This window comes from Erythrobacter sp. SN021 (assembly GCF_021864455.1).
Genome location: NZ_JAKKUW010000001.1, coordinates 640,339 through 661,345, shown reverse-complemented (window position 1 = coordinate 661,345; position 21,007 = coordinate 640,339). Strand labels below are relative to the sequence as shown.

The 21,007-nt window shown below is 63.7% G+C and carries 16 protein-coding genes and 1 riboswitch; of the genes, 5 read left to right on the top strand and 11 right to left on the bottom strand.

Features of this window, described 5'->3' with window-relative positions:
- Positions 1-5 precede the first annotated feature (5 nt).
- Entirely contained in the window at positions 6-1,340 is a 1,335-nt protein-coding gene (locus tag L5849_RS03165; RefSeq protein WP_236924403.1) for an amidase family protein, read from the bottom strand.
- Positions 1,341-1,463: 123 nt separating this feature from the next.
- Between L5849_RS03165 and L5849_RS03160 the strand changes: the two genes are divergently transcribed.
- On the top strand, positions 1,464-3,149 hold the full coding sequence (locus tag L5849_RS03160) for a hypothetical protein (protein WP_236924402.1): 1,686 nt from the start codon (positions 1,464-1,466) through the stop codon (positions 3,147-3,149).
- A 51-nt stretch (positions 3,150-3,200) separates the two neighbouring features.
- Here L5849_RS03160 and L5849_RS03155 read toward each other — a convergent pair whose 3' ends face one another.
- From L5849_RS03155 to L5849_RS03115, 9 genes are all read right to left on the bottom strand, one after another.
- On the bottom strand, positions 3,201-4,025 hold the full coding sequence (locus L5849_RS03155) for a hypothetical protein (protein WP_236924401.1): 825 nt from the start codon (positions 4,023-4,025) through the stop codon (positions 3,201-3,203).
- A gap of 46 nt (positions 4,026-4,071) precedes the next feature.
- Positions 4,072-5,484 carry a dihydrolipoyl dehydrogenase gene (gene lpdA, locus L5849_RS03150; protein WP_236924400.1) on the bottom strand — a complete coding sequence of 471 codons (1,413 nt, stop codon included), beginning with the start codon at positions 5,482-5,484 and terminating at the stop codon, positions 4,072-4,074.
- 1 nt (position 5,485) lies between these two features.
- Positions 5,486-5,791, bottom strand: coding sequence for a hypothetical protein (locus L5849_RS03145; protein ID WP_236924399.1), 306 nt, complete (start codon positions 5,789-5,791; stop codon positions 5,486-5,488).
- An 11-nt stretch (positions 5,792-5,802) separates the two neighbouring features.
- A complete protein-coding gene (gene odhB / locus L5849_RS03140; RefSeq protein WP_236924398.1) occupies positions 5,803-7,038 on the bottom strand; it encodes a 2-oxoglutarate dehydrogenase complex dihydrolipoyllysine-residue succinyltransferase in 1,236 nt (411 codons plus the stop codon).
- A gap of 27 nt (positions 7,039-7,065) precedes the next feature.
- A complete protein-coding gene (locus tag L5849_RS03135; protein ID WP_236924397.1) occupies positions 7,066-9,900 on the bottom strand; it encodes a 2-oxoglutarate dehydrogenase E1 component in 2,835 nt (944 codons plus the stop codon).
- Positions 9,901-10,000: 100 nt separating this feature from the next.
- Positions 10,001-10,891: a succinate--CoA ligase subunit alpha gene (gene sucD, locus L5849_RS03130; RefSeq protein ID WP_236924396.1), complete on the bottom strand. Its 891-nt coding sequence runs from the start codon at positions 10,889-10,891 to the stop codon at positions 10,001-10,003.
- Positions 10,892-10,986: 95 nt separating this feature from the next.
- Entirely contained in the window at positions 10,987-11,949 is a 963-nt protein-coding gene (mdh, locus tag L5849_RS03125; protein ID WP_236924395.1) for a malate dehydrogenase, read from the bottom strand.
- Between the two features lie 356 nt (positions 11,950-12,305).
- Positions 12,306-12,647, bottom strand: a complete 342-nt coding sequence (locus L5849_RS03120) for a hypothetical protein (RefSeq protein ID WP_115417077.1) — start codon at positions 12,645-12,647, stop codon at positions 12,306-12,308.
- A 121-nt stretch (positions 12,648-12,768) separates the two neighbouring features.
- Positions 12,769-13,854, bottom strand: a complete 1,086-nt coding sequence (locus L5849_RS03115; protein ID WP_236924394.1) for a cell wall hydrolase — start codon at positions 13,852-13,854, stop codon at positions 12,769-12,771.
- A gap of 190 nt (positions 13,855-14,044) precedes the next feature.
- Positions 14,045-14,271, top strand: a riboswitch (cobalamin riboswitch).
- Positions 14,272-14,361: 90 nt separating this feature from the next.
- Here L5849_RS03115 and L5849_RS03110 point away from each other — a divergent pair.
- Genes L5849_RS03110 through L5849_RS03095 form a run of 4 tightly spaced genes read left to right on the top strand, consistent with a single transcriptional unit; the run spans position 14,362 to position 18,726 of the window.
- Positions 14,362-16,239 (top strand): TonB-dependent receptor domain-containing protein, encoded by a 1,878-nt coding sequence (locus L5849_RS03110; protein ID WP_236924393.1) that lies wholly within the window; start codon positions 14,362-14,364, stop codon positions 16,237-16,239.
- A complete protein-coding gene (locus L5849_RS03105; RefSeq protein ID WP_236924392.1) occupies positions 16,236-17,051 on the top strand; it encodes a helical backbone metal receptor in 816 nt (271 codons plus the stop codon). The genes L5849_RS03110 and L5849_RS03105 overlap by 4 nt, the downstream gene beginning before the upstream one ends.
- On the top strand, positions 17,048-18,001 hold the full coding sequence (locus L5849_RS03100) for an iron ABC transporter permease (RefSeq protein ID WP_236924391.1): 954 nt from the start codon (positions 17,048-17,050) through the stop codon (positions 17,999-18,001). Before L5849_RS03105 ends, L5849_RS03100 begins: the two co-directional genes overlap by 4 nt.
- Positions 17,998-18,726: an ABC transporter ATP-binding protein gene (locus L5849_RS03095; protein WP_236924390.1), complete on the top strand. Its 729-nt coding sequence runs from the start codon at positions 17,998-18,000 to the stop codon at positions 18,724-18,726. Before L5849_RS03100 ends, L5849_RS03095 begins: the two co-directional genes overlap by 4 nt.
- On the opposite strand, the gene L5849_RS03090 is transcribed toward L5849_RS03095, so the two are convergent.
- A complete protein-coding gene (locus L5849_RS03090; protein WP_370459126.1) occupies positions 18,727-20,886 on the bottom strand; it encodes a M3 family metallopeptidase in 2,160 nt (719 codons plus the stop codon).
- Between the last annotated feature and the right edge of the window lie 121 nt (positions 20,887-21,007).

The following is a 21,007-nucleotide window of genomic DNA, read 5'->3' as shown; positions in this document are numbered from 1 at the left end:
GCTCCCTAGCCGTGGAGGATCGTGCCGATCGCCTCCGCCGCGGCGATGCAATCGAGATCCGCCCATCTGCGCGAGATGACCTGCATGCCGCAAGGCAGGCCATCTGTTTCGCCCACAGGCAAGACGGTTGCGGGAAGGTTGGGGTAGGTCGCGAGGCCCGCCCAGCACAGCACGCTCCCACCGGGCTGTTCGGTGCCGTTGATCGTGACCGTCCCGTCGAAAACGCGCCCCTCGCGGTGCGGTATGGCGAGCACGGGGGCGGGCGGGGCGAGCACAAAGTCGTATGTCTCGAACAGCTCTGCCCAAGCGTTTGCGTTGCGCGTCTGCGTATCCAGCATGTCGAACCAATCGGTCGCGCTGGCACGTTTGCCGTTGGGACCTGGCATCCCGCGCGCCATGGCGACATTGAGCATGCGCATATAGTCGGCTTGCTGAGCCTGGAGGTCGGGCAGAAGTTCGCTCGCCCGGTCGATCGCGACCCCCGCCCGTGTGAGTTCGGCGGCGACCGCCTCGAGCGGTCCGCGCACCGCATCGTCGGTCGGGCAAGAGGGATGGTCCAGCATCACCAGTATGCGGCAATCCGCGAGCGGTTTGTTGCGTTCAGATAGGGGGATGGTCCGGGTCAGTTCGATCAGCAGCCGAAGGTCGGCGGCATTGCGCGCCAGCGGTCCCGCAATCGACAGCGCGCCATCATGGGAATCCCGGCCTGCCATCAGTGGGTGATCGTGACCATGCTTGGAGACCAGGCCCCAGCTGGCCTTGTGTCCCCATACACCGCAGAAATGCGCCGGCACGCGGACAGAGCCCCCGATATCGGTGCCGTATTCGCACGGCACCATCCCGCTCGCGACCGCTGCCGCCGCTCCGCCGGAGGACCCGCCGGGCGAGCGTTCGTGATCGTGCGGATTGTTGGTGCGACCATAGACCGGATTGTTCGATTGCCAGTCGGCCAGATCCGGCGGGACATTGGTCTTGCCCAGAAAGATCGCTCCGGCCGCTTTGAGCTGGCTGACGACCTTGGCATCCCGCGAGGCGATTTTGTCGGCGTATTCCTCGTGACCCCAGCAGGTCGGCAGACCTGCGATGTCGAAGCTTTCCTTGATCGTCATCGGCACGCCGAACAGCGGTTGGTCGGAACTGGTGGACTGGCCCGTCATGGCCCGTGCGGTTTCGCGCGCGCGGTCGAAATCGGTCACGGCCACCGCGTTGATATGCGCGTCCTGATGCTCGATCCGGGCAATCGCGGCATCGACCGCTTCCAGCGGCGACATCTCGCCCCGGCTGATGGCGGCGGCCGTTTCGATTGCGCCTGGTTTTTTGGTCAGCTTGGGATAGGTCATGCACGTCTCCACCTCGTGCGCGCGTTGTCGGACAAGCACGGTGCAGGGTCAATCACGCACTTGCGCCGGACACATCGCCGACGCATGGCGTTTAGCCAGAACCAGAATACCGGAGGACTATCGATGCGCCGCGCCCTACTGCCCCTGCTGCTGGCCAGTGCCGCCTGCACCCCCGCTGCCACGCAAACGCAGGTCGTCTCGACCGCTGTGCCGCCTCCGGCCGCCACGGCCGAGAGATACGATCTGGGCGCGCAATACGCCAAGCTGGCGGTCATCGAGATGGATCCCGATACGTCCTTCCTGACGCAGGAAGAGCGCGACGTGGTAAATCTGCTGATCGAAGCCAGCGGCTATATGGACGAGATCTATCTGCGTCAGCGCGGGGCGGATCTGCCGCAAATGCGCGAGGCGATTTCGCGGAACCGCAGCGCCGATCGCGATCTTCTGCTGGCCATGTTCAATCGCAATTTCGGCCCTTGGGACGAGGTCGCCGAATTGCATCCCTTCTGGGGCGCTGAGCCGATGCCGGAAGGAGCCGGTTTCTACCCGGTAGACCTGACGCGCGAGGAATTCGATGCGTATCTCGCAGCCAATCCCGGTCAGCGCGAGGCACTCACCAGCCCCTATACGGTCGTCCGGCGCAGCGCGGACGGCTTCGTCGCCTTGCCCTATTCGCAGGCCTATCGCCAATGGCTGGTACCGGCGGCGCGGCTGCTCGAACAGGCCGCGCAGCGGACCTCCAATCCCAGCCTCAAGCGCTTCCTCTCGCTGCGTGCGGCAAGCTTCCTGACCGACGATTACTTCGCAAGCGAAATGGCGTGGATGGACCTGGAGGGAACGCCGATCGAAATCGCGATCGGCCCCTACGAAGTCTATACCGACCGCCTCTATGGCACCAAGACCGCTTTCGAGAGCTTCGTCACACTGCGCAACCCGGCGGAAAGCGCGGCGCTGGCGAAGTACAAGAACTATCTGCGCACGATGGAGGAAAACCTCCCCATCCCGGATCAGCACAAGAATTTCCAGCGCGGCTTCGAAAGCCCGATCGCGGTGGCGGATCAGGTCCATGGCGGGGGCGACAACGTGCCGGGCACGCAAACCATCGCCTTCAACCTGCCCAATGACGAGCGGGTGCGCGAGGCCAAGGGGGCCAAGAAGGTCATTCTCGCCAATGTCCTGGGCGCGAAATACGACCGCATCCTGGCGCCCATGGCCGAAATCGTTTTGACCGATGCGCAATCCGGTCTGGTGATGAAGAAATACATGGAAGCGAACACGCTGTTTCATGAGCTGTCGCACAGCCTCGGGCCGGGCACGATCACTGTCGACGGGCGCCAGACCACGGTCAATGAAGAACTCAGGGATCAGTATTCGGCGCTGGAGGAGTCCAAGGCCGACGTCATGGGCATCTGGAACATCCTGCTGATGATGGAAAAAGGCGAGATCCCCGCAGCGGAAAAGCCGCAGCTTTTCTCGACCTATTTCACCGGCCTGTTCCGCTCGATGCGCTTCGGCACCGAAAGCGCGCATGGCAGGGGCGCCAAGCTGCAATACGGCTACCTGAAGCAGAAAGGAGCCTTCGCCTGGGACGAGGCGCGCCAGCGCTACACGGTCGATTACGACAGGATGGAAGCAGGCATACGCGACCTGCTCAACGCCCAGCTCATGTTGCAGGCGACCGGCGATTACGCGGGCACCAAGGCCTTTTTCGATCGCTATGCCGTGCTCGACGATGCGGCGGCCTCGCGCTTCGCCGCCATGTCGGATATTCCGGTCGATATCGCGCCGGTTTATCCCGACGAAGTATGATGGACGAGGGGGGCGACGAAGGCCGTCGCCTCCCGAACAGTCAATCGATCGCTAGCTTGTGGGTCCGTTTGTCGCCCGACGCGGCCTACCTGTAATCGCCAGTCCGATGGCCAGACCGAAACCGAGAATCGGCGCGGCGCCATAGCCGACCAGAATTGTCGGATAATTCGATACCAACGCGGCAAGCGAGAAGCCGAACAGGGCGCCCGCCAAGGCGTGTCGGACCGGTTTGGGGGCGGGAATTGCGTAGGCTAGGAGGAAGAAACTCACCAGCAGGGCGATGACGAGGCCGAAGGCGGCCAGCGGCGTGTCGATCGCGAGGTGGATCAGGATGCGCTCGACGAAGGGTTGAGCGGGCAGTTCGCCTCGAAGCCCCGCCACCATGCTGGCAAGGAGAGCGATCCCAGCAACGGGGACGAGCCGCCAGTCGCCGGTCGCATTATAAAGTCCGACAGCCGCCAGCATGACCGCAAGGCCTGTCGCCGCGTCGGGCTGGAGCGAGGCAGCGAGCAGAGCAGCGAGTAGGATGGACGGCGCAAAATCCTCGTCGCGCGCGGCCAGGACCACAAGCGGGGGCAGCGCCAGCGCCCCGCTATGCACAGCGAACGGGCCGAGCGGAAGCCATCGCGCGATGCCATTGACGTAAGGCCCGGTCACAAGCGGTAGGAAAAGGAGGGCGATCAAAAGCAGCGTGACGGTGTGGCGCGCTCGTCCTCCAGAGAGTGAAGGCGTCAGCAGAATGGCCGCCACGGCCAGGACAAGCGCCGCGGCATTGGTGATCCAGTAATCGTTCGGCGCGCCGAGCATCGTCAGATAGGCGATGCCAGCCAGCACAGGGGTGGCGAGCGCGAGAACCGCTGTCCCGCGCCCTTCCATTCAAAGCGCCCTACGAGCCAGGCCTGCGATTATGGCTACCATCCCGTCAGATGTGGATCGGTTTGCCCTGGACCGCCATCGCCGCTTCCTTGATGGCCTCGGAATGCGTCGGGTGGGCGTGGCAGGTGTAGGCTATGTCTTCGCTGGTCGCGCCGAACTCCATCGCCTGCGCGGCCTGTGCGATCATCGTGCCGGCCACGCTGGCGATGGCCCAGACGCCCAGCACGCGGTCGCTTTCGGCTTCGGCGATGATCTTCACGAAGCCGTCGGGTTCGTGATTGGTCTTGGCGCGGCTATTGGCCATCATCGGGAATTTGCCGATTTTCACCTTGGTCTTGTCGCCGCCCATTTTCTCGATGGCTTCTTCCTGCGTCAGGCCGACACCGGCGAATTCGGGCCAGGTATACACCACGCCGGGGATGACATCGTGGTTCACGATGCCGGTTTGGCCCGCGATGTTCTCCGCACAGGCAATGCCTTCATCTTCGGCCTTGTGGGCGAGCATGGGGCCGGGCACCACGTCGCCAATGGCCCACACACCGTCGACCGCGGTGCGGAAATCGTGATCGGTTTCGATCTGGCCGCGTTTGTTGACCTCAAGCCCGATGGTGTCGAGACCGAGGCCTTCGGTGTTCGGACGGCGGCCGATCGAGACGAGCACGCAATCGGCCTCGAGCGTTTCTTCATCGCCGCCAGCGGAAGGTTCGAGCGTCAGCGTCGCCTTTTTGCCCTTGACGGTGCAGCCGGTGACCTTGGTCGACAGGCGCAGTTCCATGCCCTGCTTCTTGAAAATCTTGGCTGCTTCCTTGCGCACGTCGTCGTCCATGCCGGGCAGCAACTTGTCGAGGAATTCGACCACGATAACCTCGGCGCCGAGCCGGTTCCAGACCGAGCCGAGTTCGAGCCCGATCACGCCGCCACCGATGACGACCATTTTCTTGGGCACCTTGGGCAGTTCGAGCGCACCGGTGGAATCGACCACCACATGCTTGTCGTTATCGACCTCGACACCCGGCAGCGGGGTGACCGAGGAGCCGGTAGCGATGATGATATTCTTCGCCGTAACCGTCTCGTCACCGACCTTGACCGTATGCGCGTCCTGGAAGGTGGCGTGGCCCTTCTTCCAGTCGACCTTGTTCTTCTTGAACAGGAACTCGATGCCGCCGGTAAGGCCCTTCACCGCATCGCGGCGCTGGGCGTGCATGGTGTCGAGATTAAGCTTCGGGCTGGTTTCGATGCCCATCGCGGCCATCGCGCCATTGGCAGCAGCGTCGTAGAACTCGCTTGCATGCAGCATCGCCTTCGACGGAATGCAGCCGACATTGAGGCAGGTCCCGCCCAGCGTCTCGCGGCTTTCGGCGCAGGCTGTCTTCAGCCCCAGCTGCGCGGCACGGATCGCGGCAACATAGCCACCCGGGCCAGCACCGATAACGAGGACGTCGTAGTCGTATTCAGCCATTTTATCCCTCCGCAGGAACGACTTGCGTGTCGTCCTGGATACAGATTCTCAAGACTTCTTCCATCCGCTCGCGATTGATGTCCAACTGGCCATCGGCGGCAAAGTCTTCCTTGAAATTGTCCGCGCTGCATTCGCACGCGGCGTCGACACGCTCCGCAGCTATGCCGGCGCTTTCGGCAATCCCCTGGCACTGCTCGATGTAGCGCGTGCGGATTTCTCCGGCGATCGCATCGCCGGCGACTTCGGTAGCGACGTCGCAGCCCGTCAGGGCCACGAGGGCAGCGGTGCAGATAACCAGCTTCTTCATGCTCGCGCTCCTCAGAGGTCGATCAGCATTCGGGTCGGATCTTCGATCGCTTCCTTGATGATTTTCAGTGCGGTCACGGCCTCGCGGCCGTCGATCAGGCGGTGGTCGTAGGACAGGGCGATATACATCATCGGGCGGATGACGATTTCGCCGTTCACCACTACCGGACGGTCCTCGATCCGGTGGAGGCCGAGGACAGCGCTTTGCGGCGGGTTGATGATCGGGGTCGACATCAGCGACCCGAACACGCCGCCGTTGGAGATGGTGAAGGTACCGCCCTTCATGTCTTCCATCGTCAGCGTGCCTTCCTTGGCGCGCTTGCCGAAATCGGCGATGTCCTTCTCGATGCGGGCAAAACCCTTGTCCTGCGCGTCGCGAATGACGGGGACCACGAGGCCGTTGGGCGCCGACACGGCAACCGAGATGTCGACATAGTCGTGATAGACGATCTCGTCGCCCTCGATATAGGCGTTGACCGCGGGCACGTCCTTCAGCGCAAGGCAGGCGGCCTTGGCGAAGAAGCCCATGAAGCCGAGGCGAATGTCGTGCTTCTTGGCGAACATGTCCTTATACTTGCCGCGCGCTTCCATGACGGCCGACATGTCGACATCGTTGAAGGTGGTCAGCAGCGCCGCATTGTCCTGCGCACCCTTCAATCGCTTGGCGATAGTCTGGCGCATGCGCGTCATCTTGACGCGTTCCTCGCGGCGCTCGCCGCCGGTCGAGGCCGGGGCTGCGGCAGGAGCGGGAGCGGCGTCACCCGAAGCGCCCTTATTCTTCGCTGCGGCGATGACGTCTTCCTTGGTCAGGCGGCCGTCCTTACCGGTGCCCTTGATGGTCGAGGGATCGACCCCGTGCTCCAGAACGGCACGGCGCACGGCAGGCGACAGCGTCTGTGCGGCATCGCCGCCGGTTGCGGCCTTGGCCTGCGCCGGAGCGGCCTTCTCGACGCCCGCTTCGGCTACCTCGGCTTTAGGGGCTTCGCCGCCGGAGGACTTCGCCGCAGCCGCACCTTCCTCGATCACGGCGATGACCGAATCGACCTCGACCGTGTCACCCACGGCCACTTTGAACTCGGTGATGACACCGGCAACGGGGGAGGGGGCCTCCACCGCGACCTTGTCGGTCTCGAGGCTGATGATCGGCTCGTCCGCCGCGACCGCGTCGCCGACATTCTTGAGCAGTTCGCCGACAGTTGCTTCGGTGACCGATTCACCCAGCGTGGGGACTTTGACTTCGGTGGCCATGTTATGGGTTCCTTCGGCCTTATGGGATCAGTTGCAGTCGCTGCGGACCTTGGGCGTATCACCGCCATTCAGTCCGAGCGCGATGTTGACGAGGGCTTCCTGCTGTACCTGGTGGCGGCTGGCATAACCCGTGGCGGGTGAGGCGGCAACTTCGCGGCCGGCATAGCATGGGCGCATGCCGTCCTTGCCCGCAGCGGTAAGCGATTCCTCGATCAGGCGGTCGACGAAGAACCAGGCGCCGTTATTCTTCGGTTCCTCCTGGCACCAGACCACGGTTTCGAGATTGGTCATGCGTTCGAGGCGCACGGCCAGCGGCTCGCCGGGGAAGGGGTAGAGCTGTTCGATCCGGACCACCGAGACATCGTCCAGACCGGCTTCGTCGCGGCGCTGCATCAGATCGTAGGCAACCTTGCCGCTGCACAGCACGAGGCGCCTGACCTTCTTGTCGTCGATCTCCGTCATATCGGACTTGATGCGCATGAAGTGATGATCGCCCATGAACTCTTCCGCATCGGACTTCGCCAGCGGATGGCGCAGTAGCGATTTGGGGGTCATGATGACCATCGGCTTGCGGAAGCTGCGCAGCATCTGGCGGCGGAGAACGTGGAAGTAGTTCGCCGGCGTGGTGATGTTGAGCACCTGGATATTGTCGTTCGCGCAGAGTTGCAGGAAGCGTTCGAGGCGGGCTGAGCTGTGCTCGGGACCCTGGCCTTCATAGCCATGCGGCAGCAGCAGCACGAGGCCGTTTGCGCGCAGCCACTTCACTTCGCCTGCGGCGATAAACTGGTCGATCATGATCTGCGCGCCATTGGCGAAATCGCCGAACTGGGCTTCCCACATTACCAGGCTCTTCGGATCGGCCATCGCGAAGCCGTATTCGAAGCCGAGCACGCCATATTCCGACAGCGGGCTGTCATAGACCTCGAACTTGCCGTGCGGCAGCGTGGTCAGCGGAATGTATTTGCGCTCATCCTTCTGGTCGACCCAGACGGCATGACGCTGACTGAACGTGCCGCGGCCCGAATCCTGGCCAGACAGGCGCACGCCGAAGCCTTCGGTTACCAGGCTGCCGAAAGCGAGCGCTTCCGCCGTGGCCCAGTCGAAGCCGGTGCCGCTGTCGAACATGTCGCTCTTGGCCTTGAGCACGCGGCCCAGCGTCTTGTGTATCGTGAGATCGTCGGGAACCGTCGTCAGCGTCCGGCCAAGACTATCGAACAGCTTTTTCCCGATCGCCGTTTCCACGTTGCGGCGTGCGGTTTCCGGATCGGCCGGTTTGTTCATCCCTGCCCAGCGACCTCCGAACCAGTCGGCCTGGTCGGGCTTGTAGTCCTTGGCGGCAGCGAATTCCTGTTCGAGATGGTCGGTGAATTCGGATATCAGACCGTCGGCATAGCCCTTCTCGATCACGCCCTCTTCTTCGAGACGGGCGGTGTAGATCCCGCTGACCTTGGGGTGCTGGCGGATCTCGTCATACATTAGCGGCTGGGTGAATTTCGGCTCGTCGCCCTCATTGTGGCCGAAGCGGCGATAGCACCACATGTCGATCACGATATCGCGGCCGAAGGTTTGACGATATTCGATCGCCAGCTTGCAGGCGAAGGTCACCGCTTCGGGATCGTCGCCATTGACGTGCAGGATCGGCGCCTGGACGCCTTTGGCCACATCGCTGGGGTAGGGTGACGATCTGGCGAATTGCGGGCTTGTCGTAAAACCGATTTGGTTATTAATGACGAAATGCAGGCAGCCGCCGGTGTTGTAGCCGCGCACGCCGGAGAAGCCGAGGCATTCCCACACGATACCCTGACCGGCAAAGGCCGCATCGCCGTGGAGAAGGACGGGCAGAACCTGCTCGTGCTGCTTGAGGTCGTCGCGGATCGCCTGTTGTGCGCGGGACTTACCGAGCACGACCGGGTTCACCGCCTCGAGGTGGCTGGGGTTGGGGACCAGCGACATATGCACATTGATGCCGTCGAATTCGCGGTCGGTGCTGGTGCCGAGGTGGTATTTTACATCGCCCGAGCCGCCGACATCGTCGGGATTGGCGCTCCCGCCGGAGAATTCGTGGAAGATGACCTTGTAGGGCTTGCCCATCACGTTGGCGAGCACGTTCAGCCGGCCGCGGTGGGCCATGCCGTAGATGATCTCACGCACGCCCAATTGGCCGCCATATTTGATCACCGCCTCCAGCGCGGGGATCATCGATTCGCCGCCATCGAGGCCGAACCGCTTGGTGCCGACATATTTCTTGCCGAGAAAGGCTTCATACTGCTCGCCGCGAATAACCGCTGCGAGGATGGCCTTCTTGCCTTCGTCGGTGAACTGGATCGTGTCTTCGGGCGTTTCGAACTTGTCCTGGAGGAACCGCCGTTCCTCCGTGTCCGAAATGTGCATGTACTCGAGGCCGACATTGCCGCAATAGGTCGCGCGCAGCGCCCGGTAGAGCTCGCCCACCGCCACCCATTCATAGCCAAAGATGCCGCCGACGAAGACTTCCCTGTCTTCCTGTCCGGCGAAACCATGCCATTCGAGCGTCAGGTCTTCGGGGACATCGCGATTGGAGAGGCCGAGCGGGTCGAGATTGGCCGCCAGATGGCCGCGCACGCGATAGAGCCGCACGAGCAGCATGGCGCGGATCGAATCATCCGCCGCCTGCTCGATCGCCTTTGGGTCAGTCGCCTTGCCAGCCTTTTCGGCCGCCTGCTTAACCGCAGCGCGCATCTGCGTGGGATCGAGCGCGGCCGTCAGATCCGCCCCGCTGTCGACCACTTCGGCCAGCCAGCGCGGGTTGCCCCAGCTGGGGCCTTGTTGCGGGCCTTCCTGATCGCCCATCTCGGGCAGGAAATCGTGGCTTTCGTTACCCATCGGGTCCCTTTCGCACCGACTTTGGTGTCGGTTTACTATTGCCAATGCATCGGCGGTGCGGAAGGCTCCCGGGGAGGAATAAACCGTTCCGCAAAGCGGATCAGGCGAGTTCCTTCAGCATCGCATCGAGCGTGGTGCCAAGTTCGCTAGGCGAGGGCGAAACGCGGATGCCCGCAGCTTCCATTGCTGCGATCTTGTCGTCAGCGCCGCCTTGGCCGCCCGACACGATGGCGCCGGCATGACCCATGCGGCGGCCCGGAGGCGCCGTGCGGCCTGCGATGAAGCCGACCATGGGCTTGCTGCGGCCCTTGGCGGCTTCCTGCTTGATGAATTCGGCGGCTTCTTCCTCGGCGCTGCCGCCGATCTCGCCGATCATGATGATCGACTTGGTTTCCTCATCGTCGAGGAAGAGGTCGAGCACGTCGATGAAATTGGTGCCGTTGACCGGATCGCCGCCGATGCCGACAGCCGTGGTCTGGCCGAGGCCGACCATGGTGGTCTGGTGGACGGCTTCATAAGTCAGCGTGCCCGAGCGCGAGACCACGCCGACACTGCCCTTCTTGAAGATGCTGCCGGGCATGATGCCGATCTTGCACTCGCCGGGCGTCAGCACGCCCGGGCAGTTCGGGCCGATCAGGCGCGATTTCGAGCCCTGCAGCGCGCGCTTCACGCGGACCATGTCGAGCACGGGGATGCCTTCGGTGATCGCGACGATCAGTTCCATTTCGGCATCAATCGCCTCGAGGATCGAATCCGCAGCAAACGGCGGCGGAACATAGATGCACGATGCGGTCGCGCCGGTCGCGGCCTTGGCTTCGGACACGGTGTTGTAGACCGGCAGATCGATATGCGTGGTGCCGCCCTTGCCGGGGGTGACGCCCGCGACCATCTGCGTGCCATAGGCCAGCGCCTGCTGCGTGTGGAAGGTGCCGGTATCGCCGGTCATCCCCTGGGTGATGACCTTGGTGTCTTTGTTTACGAGGATGCTCATCTTTGTCCTTTCGTCATCCCAGCGAAAGCTGGGATCGCTGTCGGTTGGGTCGCACCTCGCGGCGCGCGACCCCAGCTTTCGCTGGGGTGACGGGTTTACTTCAAGCTTTCGTCAAGCCCTTTGCACGCCTCGAGCAGTTCCTCGACCGCGTCGGTCGAGACCTTGAGATTGCTCTTTTCCTCGTCCGACAGCTCGATCTCCACCACTTCCTCGGTGCCGCCCGCGCCGAGCACGGTGGGGACGCCGACATAGAGGCCGTCGAGGCCATATTTGCCTTCGACGTAACTCGCACACGGCAGGATGCGCTTCTGGTCGCCGAGATAGGCTTCGGCCATTGCGATCGCGCTGGTGGCGGGGGCGTAATAGGCCGAGCCGTTGCCGAGCAGCTTCACGATCTCGCCGCCGCCAGCGCGGGTGCGCTTGACGATTTCATCCAGGCGATCTTCGGACACGCCCTTGATCTTGGCCATGTCCTTCACTGGAATGCCGTTGATCGTCGAGTAGGACAGGACGGGGACCATGGTATCGCCGTGACCGCCCAAGACGAAGGCGTTCACGTCCTTCACCGAGCAGCCGAATTCCCAGGCGAGGAACGTCGCGAAGCGCGCGCTGTCGAGCACGCCGGCCATGCCGACGACCTTGTTGTGCGGCAGGCCGCTGAATTCGCGCAGCGCCCACACCATCGCGTCGAGCGGATTGGTGATGCAGATCACGAAAGCGTCGGGGCAGTTGTTCTTGATGCCTTCGCCGACCGCCTTCATCACCTTGAGGTTGATGCCGAGCAGGTCGTCGCGGCTCATGCCGGGCTTGCGGGGCACGCCGGCGGTAACGATGACCACGTCGGCACCGGCAATGTCGGCATAGTCGTTCGAGCCGGTGATCTTGGCGTCAAAGCCTTCGATCGGGCCGCATTGCGACAGATCGAGCGCCTTACCCTGCGGCATGCCTTCGGCGATGTCGAACAGGACGATGTCGCCCATTTCCTTCTTCGCCGCGAGGTGGGCGAGGGTGCCTCCGATCATACCGGAGCCGATGAGGGCGATCTTCTTGCGTGCCATGGAGGGTAGCGTCCTTGTTCCTGCCGTGCGGGACAATGATGATGCCCGGACCGTAATTGGGGCCGCGCTTCATGTGTCCCGCAAAGGAAGCACGGCACCCGGTCGATTGCGAGTGCGGCCTAGGCTCGTGAGGACGGGATTGCAACCAGCAATAAGTATAGGTTGCGAACTATCTTTGCAAATAGTTCGCAATTGCAATAAGGGCGGAGTTCTGGCAGTGCTTCCTGTCTTGACGCTTGGTGTCCGGCAAGGTTCCTGCCGCGTCGGTCGGCAGGGCTCGATCGTGTGGAAACCGGCCGAAGGCGCGATTGCCGCGTGGCCGCCCGGAATGCGGACGGGCAAGGCAACGCCGGGGATCAGCGTGCCAGCAGGGTCTCGATCGCGATCCTATCTTCCAATTGCCTGGCTAGCCGCCGGTCGAGTGTGCGGCATACGCCCAGCCACCAGTCATAGGCTTCGCGGTCGCCGTCGGAATACGCCTGTTCCGCCTGCTGGCGCGCAGCCTCGGCCGCTCCCAGCCCGTGTTCGGCGAAATGCCGCAGCGCGGCTCGCATCATATGGTCGAAGTTCGATTTGCGTGCCAGGATATGGGCGATGTCGCCATTGTCATTGGCAGCGCGCGCATGCGCCTTTTTGGCCAGCGCGCGGGCAATCGGCGAGTGTGCGGTGGAACGGGCGGCGGCGAAATGTAGGGGCATTGCCTCTGACCTCGTGAAGCGACTGGGCTGACTGCAGTGTCCTAGCTGGCCGACACTAAGCATCGGTTCCGCGACATGGTTGTCCGAGTGTAAACGCCGTTTACCCTCCCCCCGCAGAATGTCACTTCTTGCCGGGTTCGGCGATCCATTTGCCCGAATTGGCGTATTCATCGCGCACGCGCCCCGATTGCGGCAGCGTGTCCTCGCGCTCCGAAGGCGTGGTAGCCGCGTCTACGGGTGTGGCGGCGGGCCGCGCATCGAGGGCGATTGCGGCGTTCGAGGGCGGGGAGGGGCGAACCGGCCCGGGCACTTCGGCCTGCGCGCGCCGCACATTGGGCGCGGCCAGCGGTTCGCTGCCGGCATAGGTGTCGGTAAAGGCGCCCGCCGTTCCCGCGCCGCCTTTCCAGCGATAGAAGCGGTGGGTGCCGATCGCGCCGATGAAATCGAGGCTGGCCGCCCAATAGGGGTTTACATAATCGGTGTGGTAATGGGTCGCGAGCCCCACAGGTTTGTAAACCTCGCCTGCCAGCGCACCCAGCGCGATCGATTGCGCCACCGCCCAGGCTCTGCGCGAAGGCTTGCGCTGCAGCGATCCGTCGCAGGTAAAGCTGAACTGGCACCCGGTCGTCCGCTCCGACCCCTGAAACACCACGCCGCATATGCTGGCTGGATAGGCCGGATGGGCAACCCGGTTGAGCACCACTTGTGCCACTGCCTGCTGGCCCCCGAAACTTTCGCTTGCCGCTTCGTAATAGACCGCCATCGATAGGCATTGCAGCGCGCGGGCCTTGTCGAGACCGCTGCCGGCCTGGCGGAAGGCCTGCGCGGCTGCCCCCGCACCGTGACTGTCCGCGAACTCGACGGTTTCGAGTTGCCCCTCCGCCTCCCGCAGATCGGAAAGATCGGTGGCGAGGCGCGGCGCATCCTCGAGATAGTAGAAGGCGGATCCGGGGAAGCTTTCTCCCGCCGTTTCGAACGGCATCGGGGTAAGCGCGACACGTTCTTCGGCCAATCCCAGAGCCTGCTTGAAGTCCGACCACTGACCCTGTGCGGCCACTGTGGGCAGGGCGATGGCCGCCGCCAGAATACCGCCGCGCGCCAGCAACTGGCGCCGTTTGCGGCGCTTTTCGGTGAGGCGAGACACGCGAGAGGACGGCGCGCGGCTGGCGCGCCTTGCCGATCCGGCCTCCCTTTCGCGTGCGGTCAAAGCGTTTCCTTTCATCAGCCCCGTAACATAGCCTAATTGCAGCCGATTCAACAGTTTCGCGTGCGGTCCATCCCGGTTTGGGACCATCGCCCCCGGCTTCGGGCCTGGCGATATATGCGGGTTGTTCGGCACCTTAGCACCGCAATGCTTAACGAAGACCGATCTTGTGCAATGCAAAATCGCAGGCTAGTCGGGCCGCCGAGTCACGGGTTGGCCTGTTTGCACAGGCCCGAAGAGGGAAGAAGGTGACCCAAGGCCGCCGTAAGGCGGAACGGGAAATCCTTCGCTGCCCCCGCAACTGTGACCGGGGAGCGATCCCGCCATATGCCACTGTCCTGAGCTAGTCGAAGGGCGGGAAGGCGGCGGGAGAGTGTCGATCCGGGAGCCAGGAGACCTGCCCTTGACCGTCGTTCGGCCACGGGCGGGGTGTACCGGTGGCAAACGCGGAAAGGCGCAATTCCGCCCTTTCCCGTCATGGACGGCACTTCGTCTATGATGGGAGCTCTTGTGCGTAAATTCTTCTTTTTCTTGACTGTTTCCTCGATTTCCGTGGCCGCTCAGGCGCAAGACGGTGCCGTCGACCAATCCGACGTCGTCCTTGCGGATTCCGTCCGGCCCACGATTACTGTAACCGCCAACGGCCTGGGCACCGCTATCGCCAATACCGGGCAGGCCGTGACGATTATCGACCGCGAAGAGATCGATAGTGTTCAGGGGGCCGATGCCACCCGCGTCTTGCGCCGCACGCCTGGGCTATCGTTCAGCCGCAATGGCGGAAATGGCGGTTTTACCGGGGTCAATTTGCGCGGGGCGAATTCGCAGCAGGTCCTGGTACTGGTCGATGGCGTCCGGGTGGCCGATCCGGCCGCGCCCGGCGGCGGATTCGATTTCGGCAATCTCCTGCTCGGCACAGCGGGCAAATTCGATATTCTGCGCGGGTCCAACAGCACGATCTGGGGATCGGATGCCATTGGCGGGGTTGTCGATATCTCCACGCGGGGCGAGACCGGCTTCGTGGGCAATGCGGAATATGGCTCGCGCGACACGCTGTTCACCAGCGCGGCAGGCGGGATCGGCGGTGATGGATATTACGCTGGTCTGACCGGATCGTGGTATCGCACCGATGGTTTTTCGACCGCTGCATCGGGTACGGAGCGCGACGGCTTCGAACAGCTTGCCCTGGGCGGACAGGTCTTCGTCGATCTGGCCAGCAATCTCGAAGTCTTCGCCCATGCCAATTGGAGCGAGGGCGATCTCGATCTCGATGGTTTCCCGCCGCCGACCTTCGCGTTTTCCGACACGCTCGACACGCAGGAAACGCGCCGCCTCTGGGGCGATGTGGGTTTCTCCTATTACGGCAACGATCTCACGCTGAGGGGCTCCTACGGTCTGTCGGATACCGAGCGCGACAATCTCGATGCCGACGGCGCGACCACTTTCGCCTCCGACGGTCGCTCCGAAAGGCTCAGCCTGCGCGGGGAATACCGCGCCATCGGGCCGGTCACCGTCGCCTTCGGCGCGGAACAGGAATGGACCGACTATTCGGCCAGCTTGAGCCCCGATGGTGAGGCGGATATCTTCGGCGCCTATGTTCAGCTCGGCTTCGTGATGGGCCGGTTCGCGGCGCATATCGGATCGCGCGTAGACGATCATTCGCTGTTCGGCAGCAATGCGAGCTACGGGGCCGATGTCTCCTACGGCTTTGGCAGCGACTGGCGCCTGCGGGCAAGCCTGGGTGAAGGGTTCAAGGCCCCGACATTGTTTCAGTTGCTGTCGAATTACGGCAATACGGAGCTACAACCCGAAGAAAGTACCAGTCTCGATATCGGATTGGAAAAGGGCAGCAGGGGCAAAGGTACGCACCTGGCACTTACCGCCTTTCGCCGAGACAGCGAGGATCTGATCGGGTTCGTATCCTGTTTCGGCATCACCGGCGGTATCTGCGCCGATCGGCCTTTCGGCACCTATGACAACACGGACCGCGCAAGAGCCCAGGGTATCGAGGCCGAGGCCGGTTTCGACATCGCGAGGGGGCTGCGTCTTTCGGCTGTCTATAGCTATGTCGATACGGAAGATCGCACCACCGGCCTTCGGCTCGCCCGGCGTCCGCGGCATATGGGCACGCTGTTCGCCGATTACGAAGCGCCTTTCGGGCTCACCCTGGGCGCGGACCTGCGGCTGGTGGGGCCGAGTTTCGACGATGCGGGCAACCTTGCCCGGCTCGACGGATACGAGGTGTTCGACCTGCGCGCGGCCCTGCCGGTGACCGAAGCCGTCGAGATATACGGCAGGGTCGAGAACGTCTTCGACAGCGATTACCAGACGGTTGCGGGCTATGCTTCGCCGGGTCGCGGAGCGTTCGTCGGGGTAAGGGCGCGGATGTGAAACGCCTGCTGCCCGCGCTGGTCTTGCTGCTCGCGGCCTGCGCGGGCGAAGGTCCGGCGCGGGTCGCCGACGGTGGACGACCGACCATCGTGAGCCTCAACCCGTGCTCCGATGCGATCCTCGCCGAGGTGGCTGAACCCGGACAGCTGCTGGCCATTTCCCATTACAGCAAGGACCCGCGCTCCAGCTCGATGGAGGCGGCGATTGCGGCGCGCTTCGCGGCAACGGGGGGGACGGTCGAGGAAGTCCTGGCGCTCGATCCGGACGTGGTGGTGGCGGGCAGCTTCCTCGCGCCTGCCACCCACGCCGCGTTTGCGGACCTTGGGATCGAGGTGGTGACCCTCGGCATCGCCGGGGACGTATCGGCGAGCAAGGCGCAGGTGCGCAAACTGGCCGAACTGGCCGGGAATCGCGATGCGGGAGAGCGGTTGGTCTCGCGGATCGAACGTGCGCTTGCCGAGGCCCGCCCGCGCGACGACGAGCGGGTCGATGTCCTGCTGTGGCAACCGGGCGGGATCGTGGCGGGCGAAGAAACGCTCGTGAGCGATCTTCTGGCCCGCACCGGTCTGGACAACGTGGCGCCGTTGCGTGGCCTTTCCCAGGCCGATTATGTGGCGCTGGAGGATGTGGTGGCAGCGCCGCCACAGGTTCTGCTCGTCGCCGGGGGAGAAATGGGCCAGCGCCATCCCGTGCTGGATCAATTGCCGCAATTGCGCCGCGAGCGTTTCCATACCGGCCTGCTCTATTGCGGTGGGCCGACGATCATCCGCGCAGCGCGGCGGCTGACCGAAATCAGGAAAGCAGCGTCATGAATCGCGCGACGCTCGTCTTCGCGGGGTTGTTGCTCCTCGCCATTCCGCTTTCGCTGCTGGCGGGGCGCGTCTGGCTCGATCCGGCGAGCACCCCGAACGCCAGTATTATCCTGGCTGAATTGCGGCTGCCGCGCGCCTTGCTGGCCATCGTCGTCGGTGCGGGGCTGGGGGCCGCCGGGGCGGCGATGCAGGGCTATCTGCGCAATCCGCTTGCCGATCCGGGCCTGTTCGGCATTGCCCCGGGCGCGGCGTTGGGCGCAGTGGCGGCGCTGTGGTTCGGCTATGCCGCATCGCCCTGGCTTCTTCCGCTGTTCGCGCTGGTTGGGGCGGGCGGGGCAATGGCGTTGCTGGCCGCGATAGCGGGGCGGACCGGCGGGATCGCGCTGTTCACGCTCGCCGGGCTGATGGTAGCGAGCCTGGCCGGGGCGTTGACCGCGCTGGCGATCAGCATGGCCCCCAATGCCTTCGCCATGAGCGAAATCGTGATGTGGCTCAATGGCGCGCTGACCGACCGTAGCTGGCGGGAAGTATGGCTCGCCGCACCGCTGGTCATGCTGGGAATAGCGCTCCTGTGGCGCAGCGGGAAATCGCTCGACGCGCTCACGTTGGGCGAGCCGGTGGCGCGGTCGCTCGGCGTGGATACGCGCCTCTTACTGTGGCTGCTGATCGTGGGTGTCGGACTGACCGTCGGCGCGAGCGTGGCGGTTGCCGGGATCATTGGCTTCGTCGGACTGATCGTGCCGCACCTCGTCCGCCCGCTGACCGACCGGCGTCCATCGCAACTGATCGTGCCGAGCGCGCTTGCGGGCGCCTTGCTGGTCCTCGTCGCCGACAGTGTGGTGCGGGTCCTGCCGCTGGTGACCGAACTGCGGCTTGGCATTGCGCTCAGCCTGCTGGGCGCGCCCTTCTTCCTGCTTTTGCTGCTGCGTATGCGGAAGGGGCTGGCATGAGACTGGCTGCACGCGATCTGACACTTGCAGACCGCCTTTCGGGCGTCTCGTTCGATCTGGCGCCGGGGAGCATCACCGCGATTTGCGGCCCCAACGGCGCGGGCAAATCCAGCCTGCTCGAAGCGCTGGCCGGATTGCTCCAACCCGATGCCGGGGACGTCACCCTTGGCGAGCAGGGCTTGCGCGACATGCCGCCCCGCGAACGGGCAAAATGTGTCGGATATCTGCCGCAGTCGCATGAAATTGCATGGGATGTTCCGGTGCGCAGTATCGTCGAACTGGGACGTATGCCGCATGGCGACCGGCTGGCCGATCCGATCGACTCAGCGCTCCGGGCGCTCGACATCGAACGTTTGGCACATCGCCGTGCGCAATCGCTCTCGGGAGGCGAGACCGCGCGCGTCCTGCTCGCCCGCGTGCTGGCGGGGGAACCGCAATGGATCCTTGCCGACGAACCGCTCGCCGCGCTCGACATCGGTCACCAGATCGCCCTGCTACGCCATCTGCGCAAGGCCGCGGCACGTGGCGCCGGCGTGGTGCTGGTACTGCACGATCTGGCCCACGCGATGAACCATGCCGATCGCGCGATCGTGCTGGATCAGGGGCATATCGCCGCCGACGGCGCATGCGAAGACGCGCTCGACCGCGATACGATCGAGCGCGTCTGGAAAGTGCCTGTCCGGTGGATCGGCGAACCGGGCCAACGGGCTTTGGTCACTGGATGATTACTGCGCATTCTCCGCCGGTAGCGCACCATCCGACACTTCGCTGTCAGCAGCTTCTTCGCCCGCGATCAGGCCGCGCGCGGCCAGCATCGGGGTTACGTCGGGTTTGCGACCGGCGAACTTCTCGAACATCTTGAAGTAATCCATCGTGCCGCCCTGACTGAGCACGGTGGCGCGATAGTGATCGCCATTCGCACGGGTCAGGCCGCCGTTCTCGATGAACCACTGACGGCTGTCGCGGTCGAGCATTTCGGTCCAAAGATAGCTGTAATAGCCCGCCGAATAGCCGGACGGCGAACTGAAGATGTGGTTGAAATAGGTGCTGCGGTAACGCGGTGGCACCAGGTCGATTTCGAGGCCGAGTTCCTCGAGCGAGCGGCGTTCGAAGGCATCGACCTTCTCCGGCGTGTCGATCGCGGCGGCTTCTTCGGGCGACAGCGCGCTCCACTTCATGTCGAGCAGGGCGGCTTCCACGACTTCGCCGAAATCGTAACCCTGATTGAACTTGGCCGCCGCCTCGATCTTGGCGATCATTTCGTCGGGAATGGTTTCGCCGGTCTTGTAGTGCTTGGCGTAGTTCGACAGCACGCTTGGCCAGGTCGCCCACATTTCGTGGACCTGGCTGGGATATTCGACGAAGTCGCGCGCGGTCGCCGTGCCGGAAAGGCTCTCATACTTCTGGTTGGCGAAGAAGCCGTGCAGCGCATGGCCGAATTCGTGGAAGGTGGTGTTGACCCAGTCGAAGCTGACGAGCTGCACCTCGCCTTCCGGCGCCTTGGGGATGTTGAGCACGTTGTAGATCACCGGCTTGGTGCCCCACAGATGGCTCTGGTCGACGAAATTGCTCATCCACGCTCCGCCGCGTTTCGACGAGCGCTGGAACGGGTCGAAGTAGAACAGGCCGAGTTCGCTGCCGTCGCGGTCGAACACGGTATAGGTCCACACGTCGGGGTGATAGACCGGCAGGTCGGTGCGGCGCTGGAAGGTCAGGCCGTAGAGCTTTCCGGCCATGTGGAACACGCCGTCCTCGAGCACCTTGTCGAGCACGAAATATTCCATCACCGCATCTTCATCGAGATCGTAGCGTTCGGCCTTGATCTTGTTGGCGTAACGGTACCAGTCCCACGGCTTCACTTCGTAATCGCCGCCCTCGGCGGCGATCGCTTCGTTGAGCATCGCGGCTTCACGGCGCTGCGTCGCGGCGAGGGCGGGGACCATCTGTTCCATGAAGCCGAGCGCGGTGGCAGGCTTTTCCGCCATGCGGTCCCACATGGCATAGCTTGCCCAGTCGGCCTCGCCGAACAGCGCGGCCTTTTCCGCGCGCAGCGTGGCGATCTTGGCGATCAGCATGCGCGTGTCGACATCCATGCGGCCGTCGGCACGGTGATAGCTGGCCATGAACAGCTTTTCGCGCGCCGCACGGTTCTCCATGCTCGGCAGCAGCGGCTGCTGCGTGGTGTTCTGCAGCGCGATGGCGAATTTGCCCGGCTGGCCGTTCTCGGCGGCGAGGTCGGCCGCAGCCTGGATGTCGCTGTCCGACAGACCGGCGAGATCTTCGCGGCTGTCGAAGAACACCGGATTGTCGTTCATCGCCGCGCGGGCGAGCTGGCTGAATTCGGTGGTCACGGTAGACAGTTCGGAATTGATCGCCTTCACCCGTTCGCGCTGGGCCTCGGTCAGTAGCGCCCCGGCATGCACCATACCCTTATAGGTATCTTCAAGCAGCTTGGCGTCCTCGCGCGTCATCGTCATCGCGGCGCGGTTATCGTAAACCGCCTTCACGCGCGCGAAGAGTTCGGGATTGAGCGTGATCGAATCCCCATGCGCGGTCAGCTTGGGGCTGATTTCCGTATTGATATCGTCAAGCCGGTCGGTCGTGTTCGATCCGGTCAGCGCGAAGAACACGCGCGCCACGCGGCCAAGCATGCGGCCCGATTTTTCCAGCGCGACAATGGTGTTTTCGAAGGTCGGCGGGGCGGGATTGTCGATGATCGCAGCGATTTCCGCCTTCTGGATAGCCATGCCCTGTTCGAAGGCGGGAATGTAATCCTCTTCCGAAATCTGCGAAAAATCGGGGGTCTTGAAAGGCAGCGTGCTGTCGGCGGCGAAATAGCCGGTTCCGGCCGGGATCGCGGTTGTCTCGGTATTGGCTTCGGCCATGGTTTCGATGTCCTCTCCGTAAGCGGCGGAGCAGCCCGCGAGAAGTGCGGCGGATGCGACGGTGGCCAGGATCTGGGCCTTCATGATTTTCCCCTCGGAAATGGTATGCCGCGCGGACGCG

Coding starts and splice junctions, on each gene's coding strand:
- L5849_RS03160 (WP_236924402.1), top strand. CDS start 1,464: ATGCGCCGCGCCCTACTGCCCCTGCTGCTGGCCAGTGCCGCCTGCACC.
- L5849_RS03135 (WP_236924397.1), bottom strand. CDS start 9,900: ATGGGTAACGAAAGCCACGATTTCCTGCCCGAGATGGGCGATCAGGAA.
- L5849_RS03165 (WP_236924403.1), bottom strand. CDS start 1,340: ATGACCTATCCCAAGCTGACCAAAAAACCAGGCGCAATCGAAACGGCC.
- mdh (WP_236924395.1), bottom strand. CDS start 11,949: ATGGCACGCAAGAAGATCGCCCTCATCGGCTCCGGTATGATCGGAGGC.
- odhB (WP_236924398.1), bottom strand. CDS start 7,038: ATGGCCACCGAAGTCAAAGTCCCCACGCTGGGTGAATCGGTCACCGAA.
- L5849_RS03145 (WP_236924399.1), bottom strand. CDS start 5,791: ATGAAGAAGCTGGTTATCTGCACCGCTGCCCTCGTGGCCCTGACGGGC.
- L5849_RS03155 (WP_236924401.1), bottom strand. CDS start 4,025: ATGGAAGGGCGCGGGACAGCGGTTCTCGCGCTCGCCACCCCTGTGCTG.
- lpdA (WP_236924400.1), bottom strand. CDS start 5,484: ATGGCTGAATACGACTACGACGTCCTCGTTATCGGTGCTGGCCCGGGT.
- L5849_RS03090 (WP_370459126.1), bottom strand. CDS start 20,886: ATGGCCGAAGCCAATACCGAGACAACCGCGATCCCGGCCGGAACCGGC.
- L5849_RS03100 (WP_236924391.1), top strand. CDS start 17,048: ATGAATCGCGCGACGCTCGTCTTCGCGGGGTTGTTGCTCCTCGCCATT.
- L5849_RS03095 (WP_236924390.1), top strand. CDS start 17,998: ATGAGACTGGCTGCACGCGATCTGACACTTGCAGACCGCCTTTCGGGC.
- L5849_RS03120 (WP_115417077.1), bottom strand. CDS start 12,647: ATGCCCCTACATTTCGCCGCCGCCCGTTCCACCGCACACTCGCCGATT.
- sucD (WP_236924396.1), bottom strand. CDS start 10,891: ATGAGCATCCTCGTAAACAAAGACACCAAGGTCATCACCCAGGGGATG.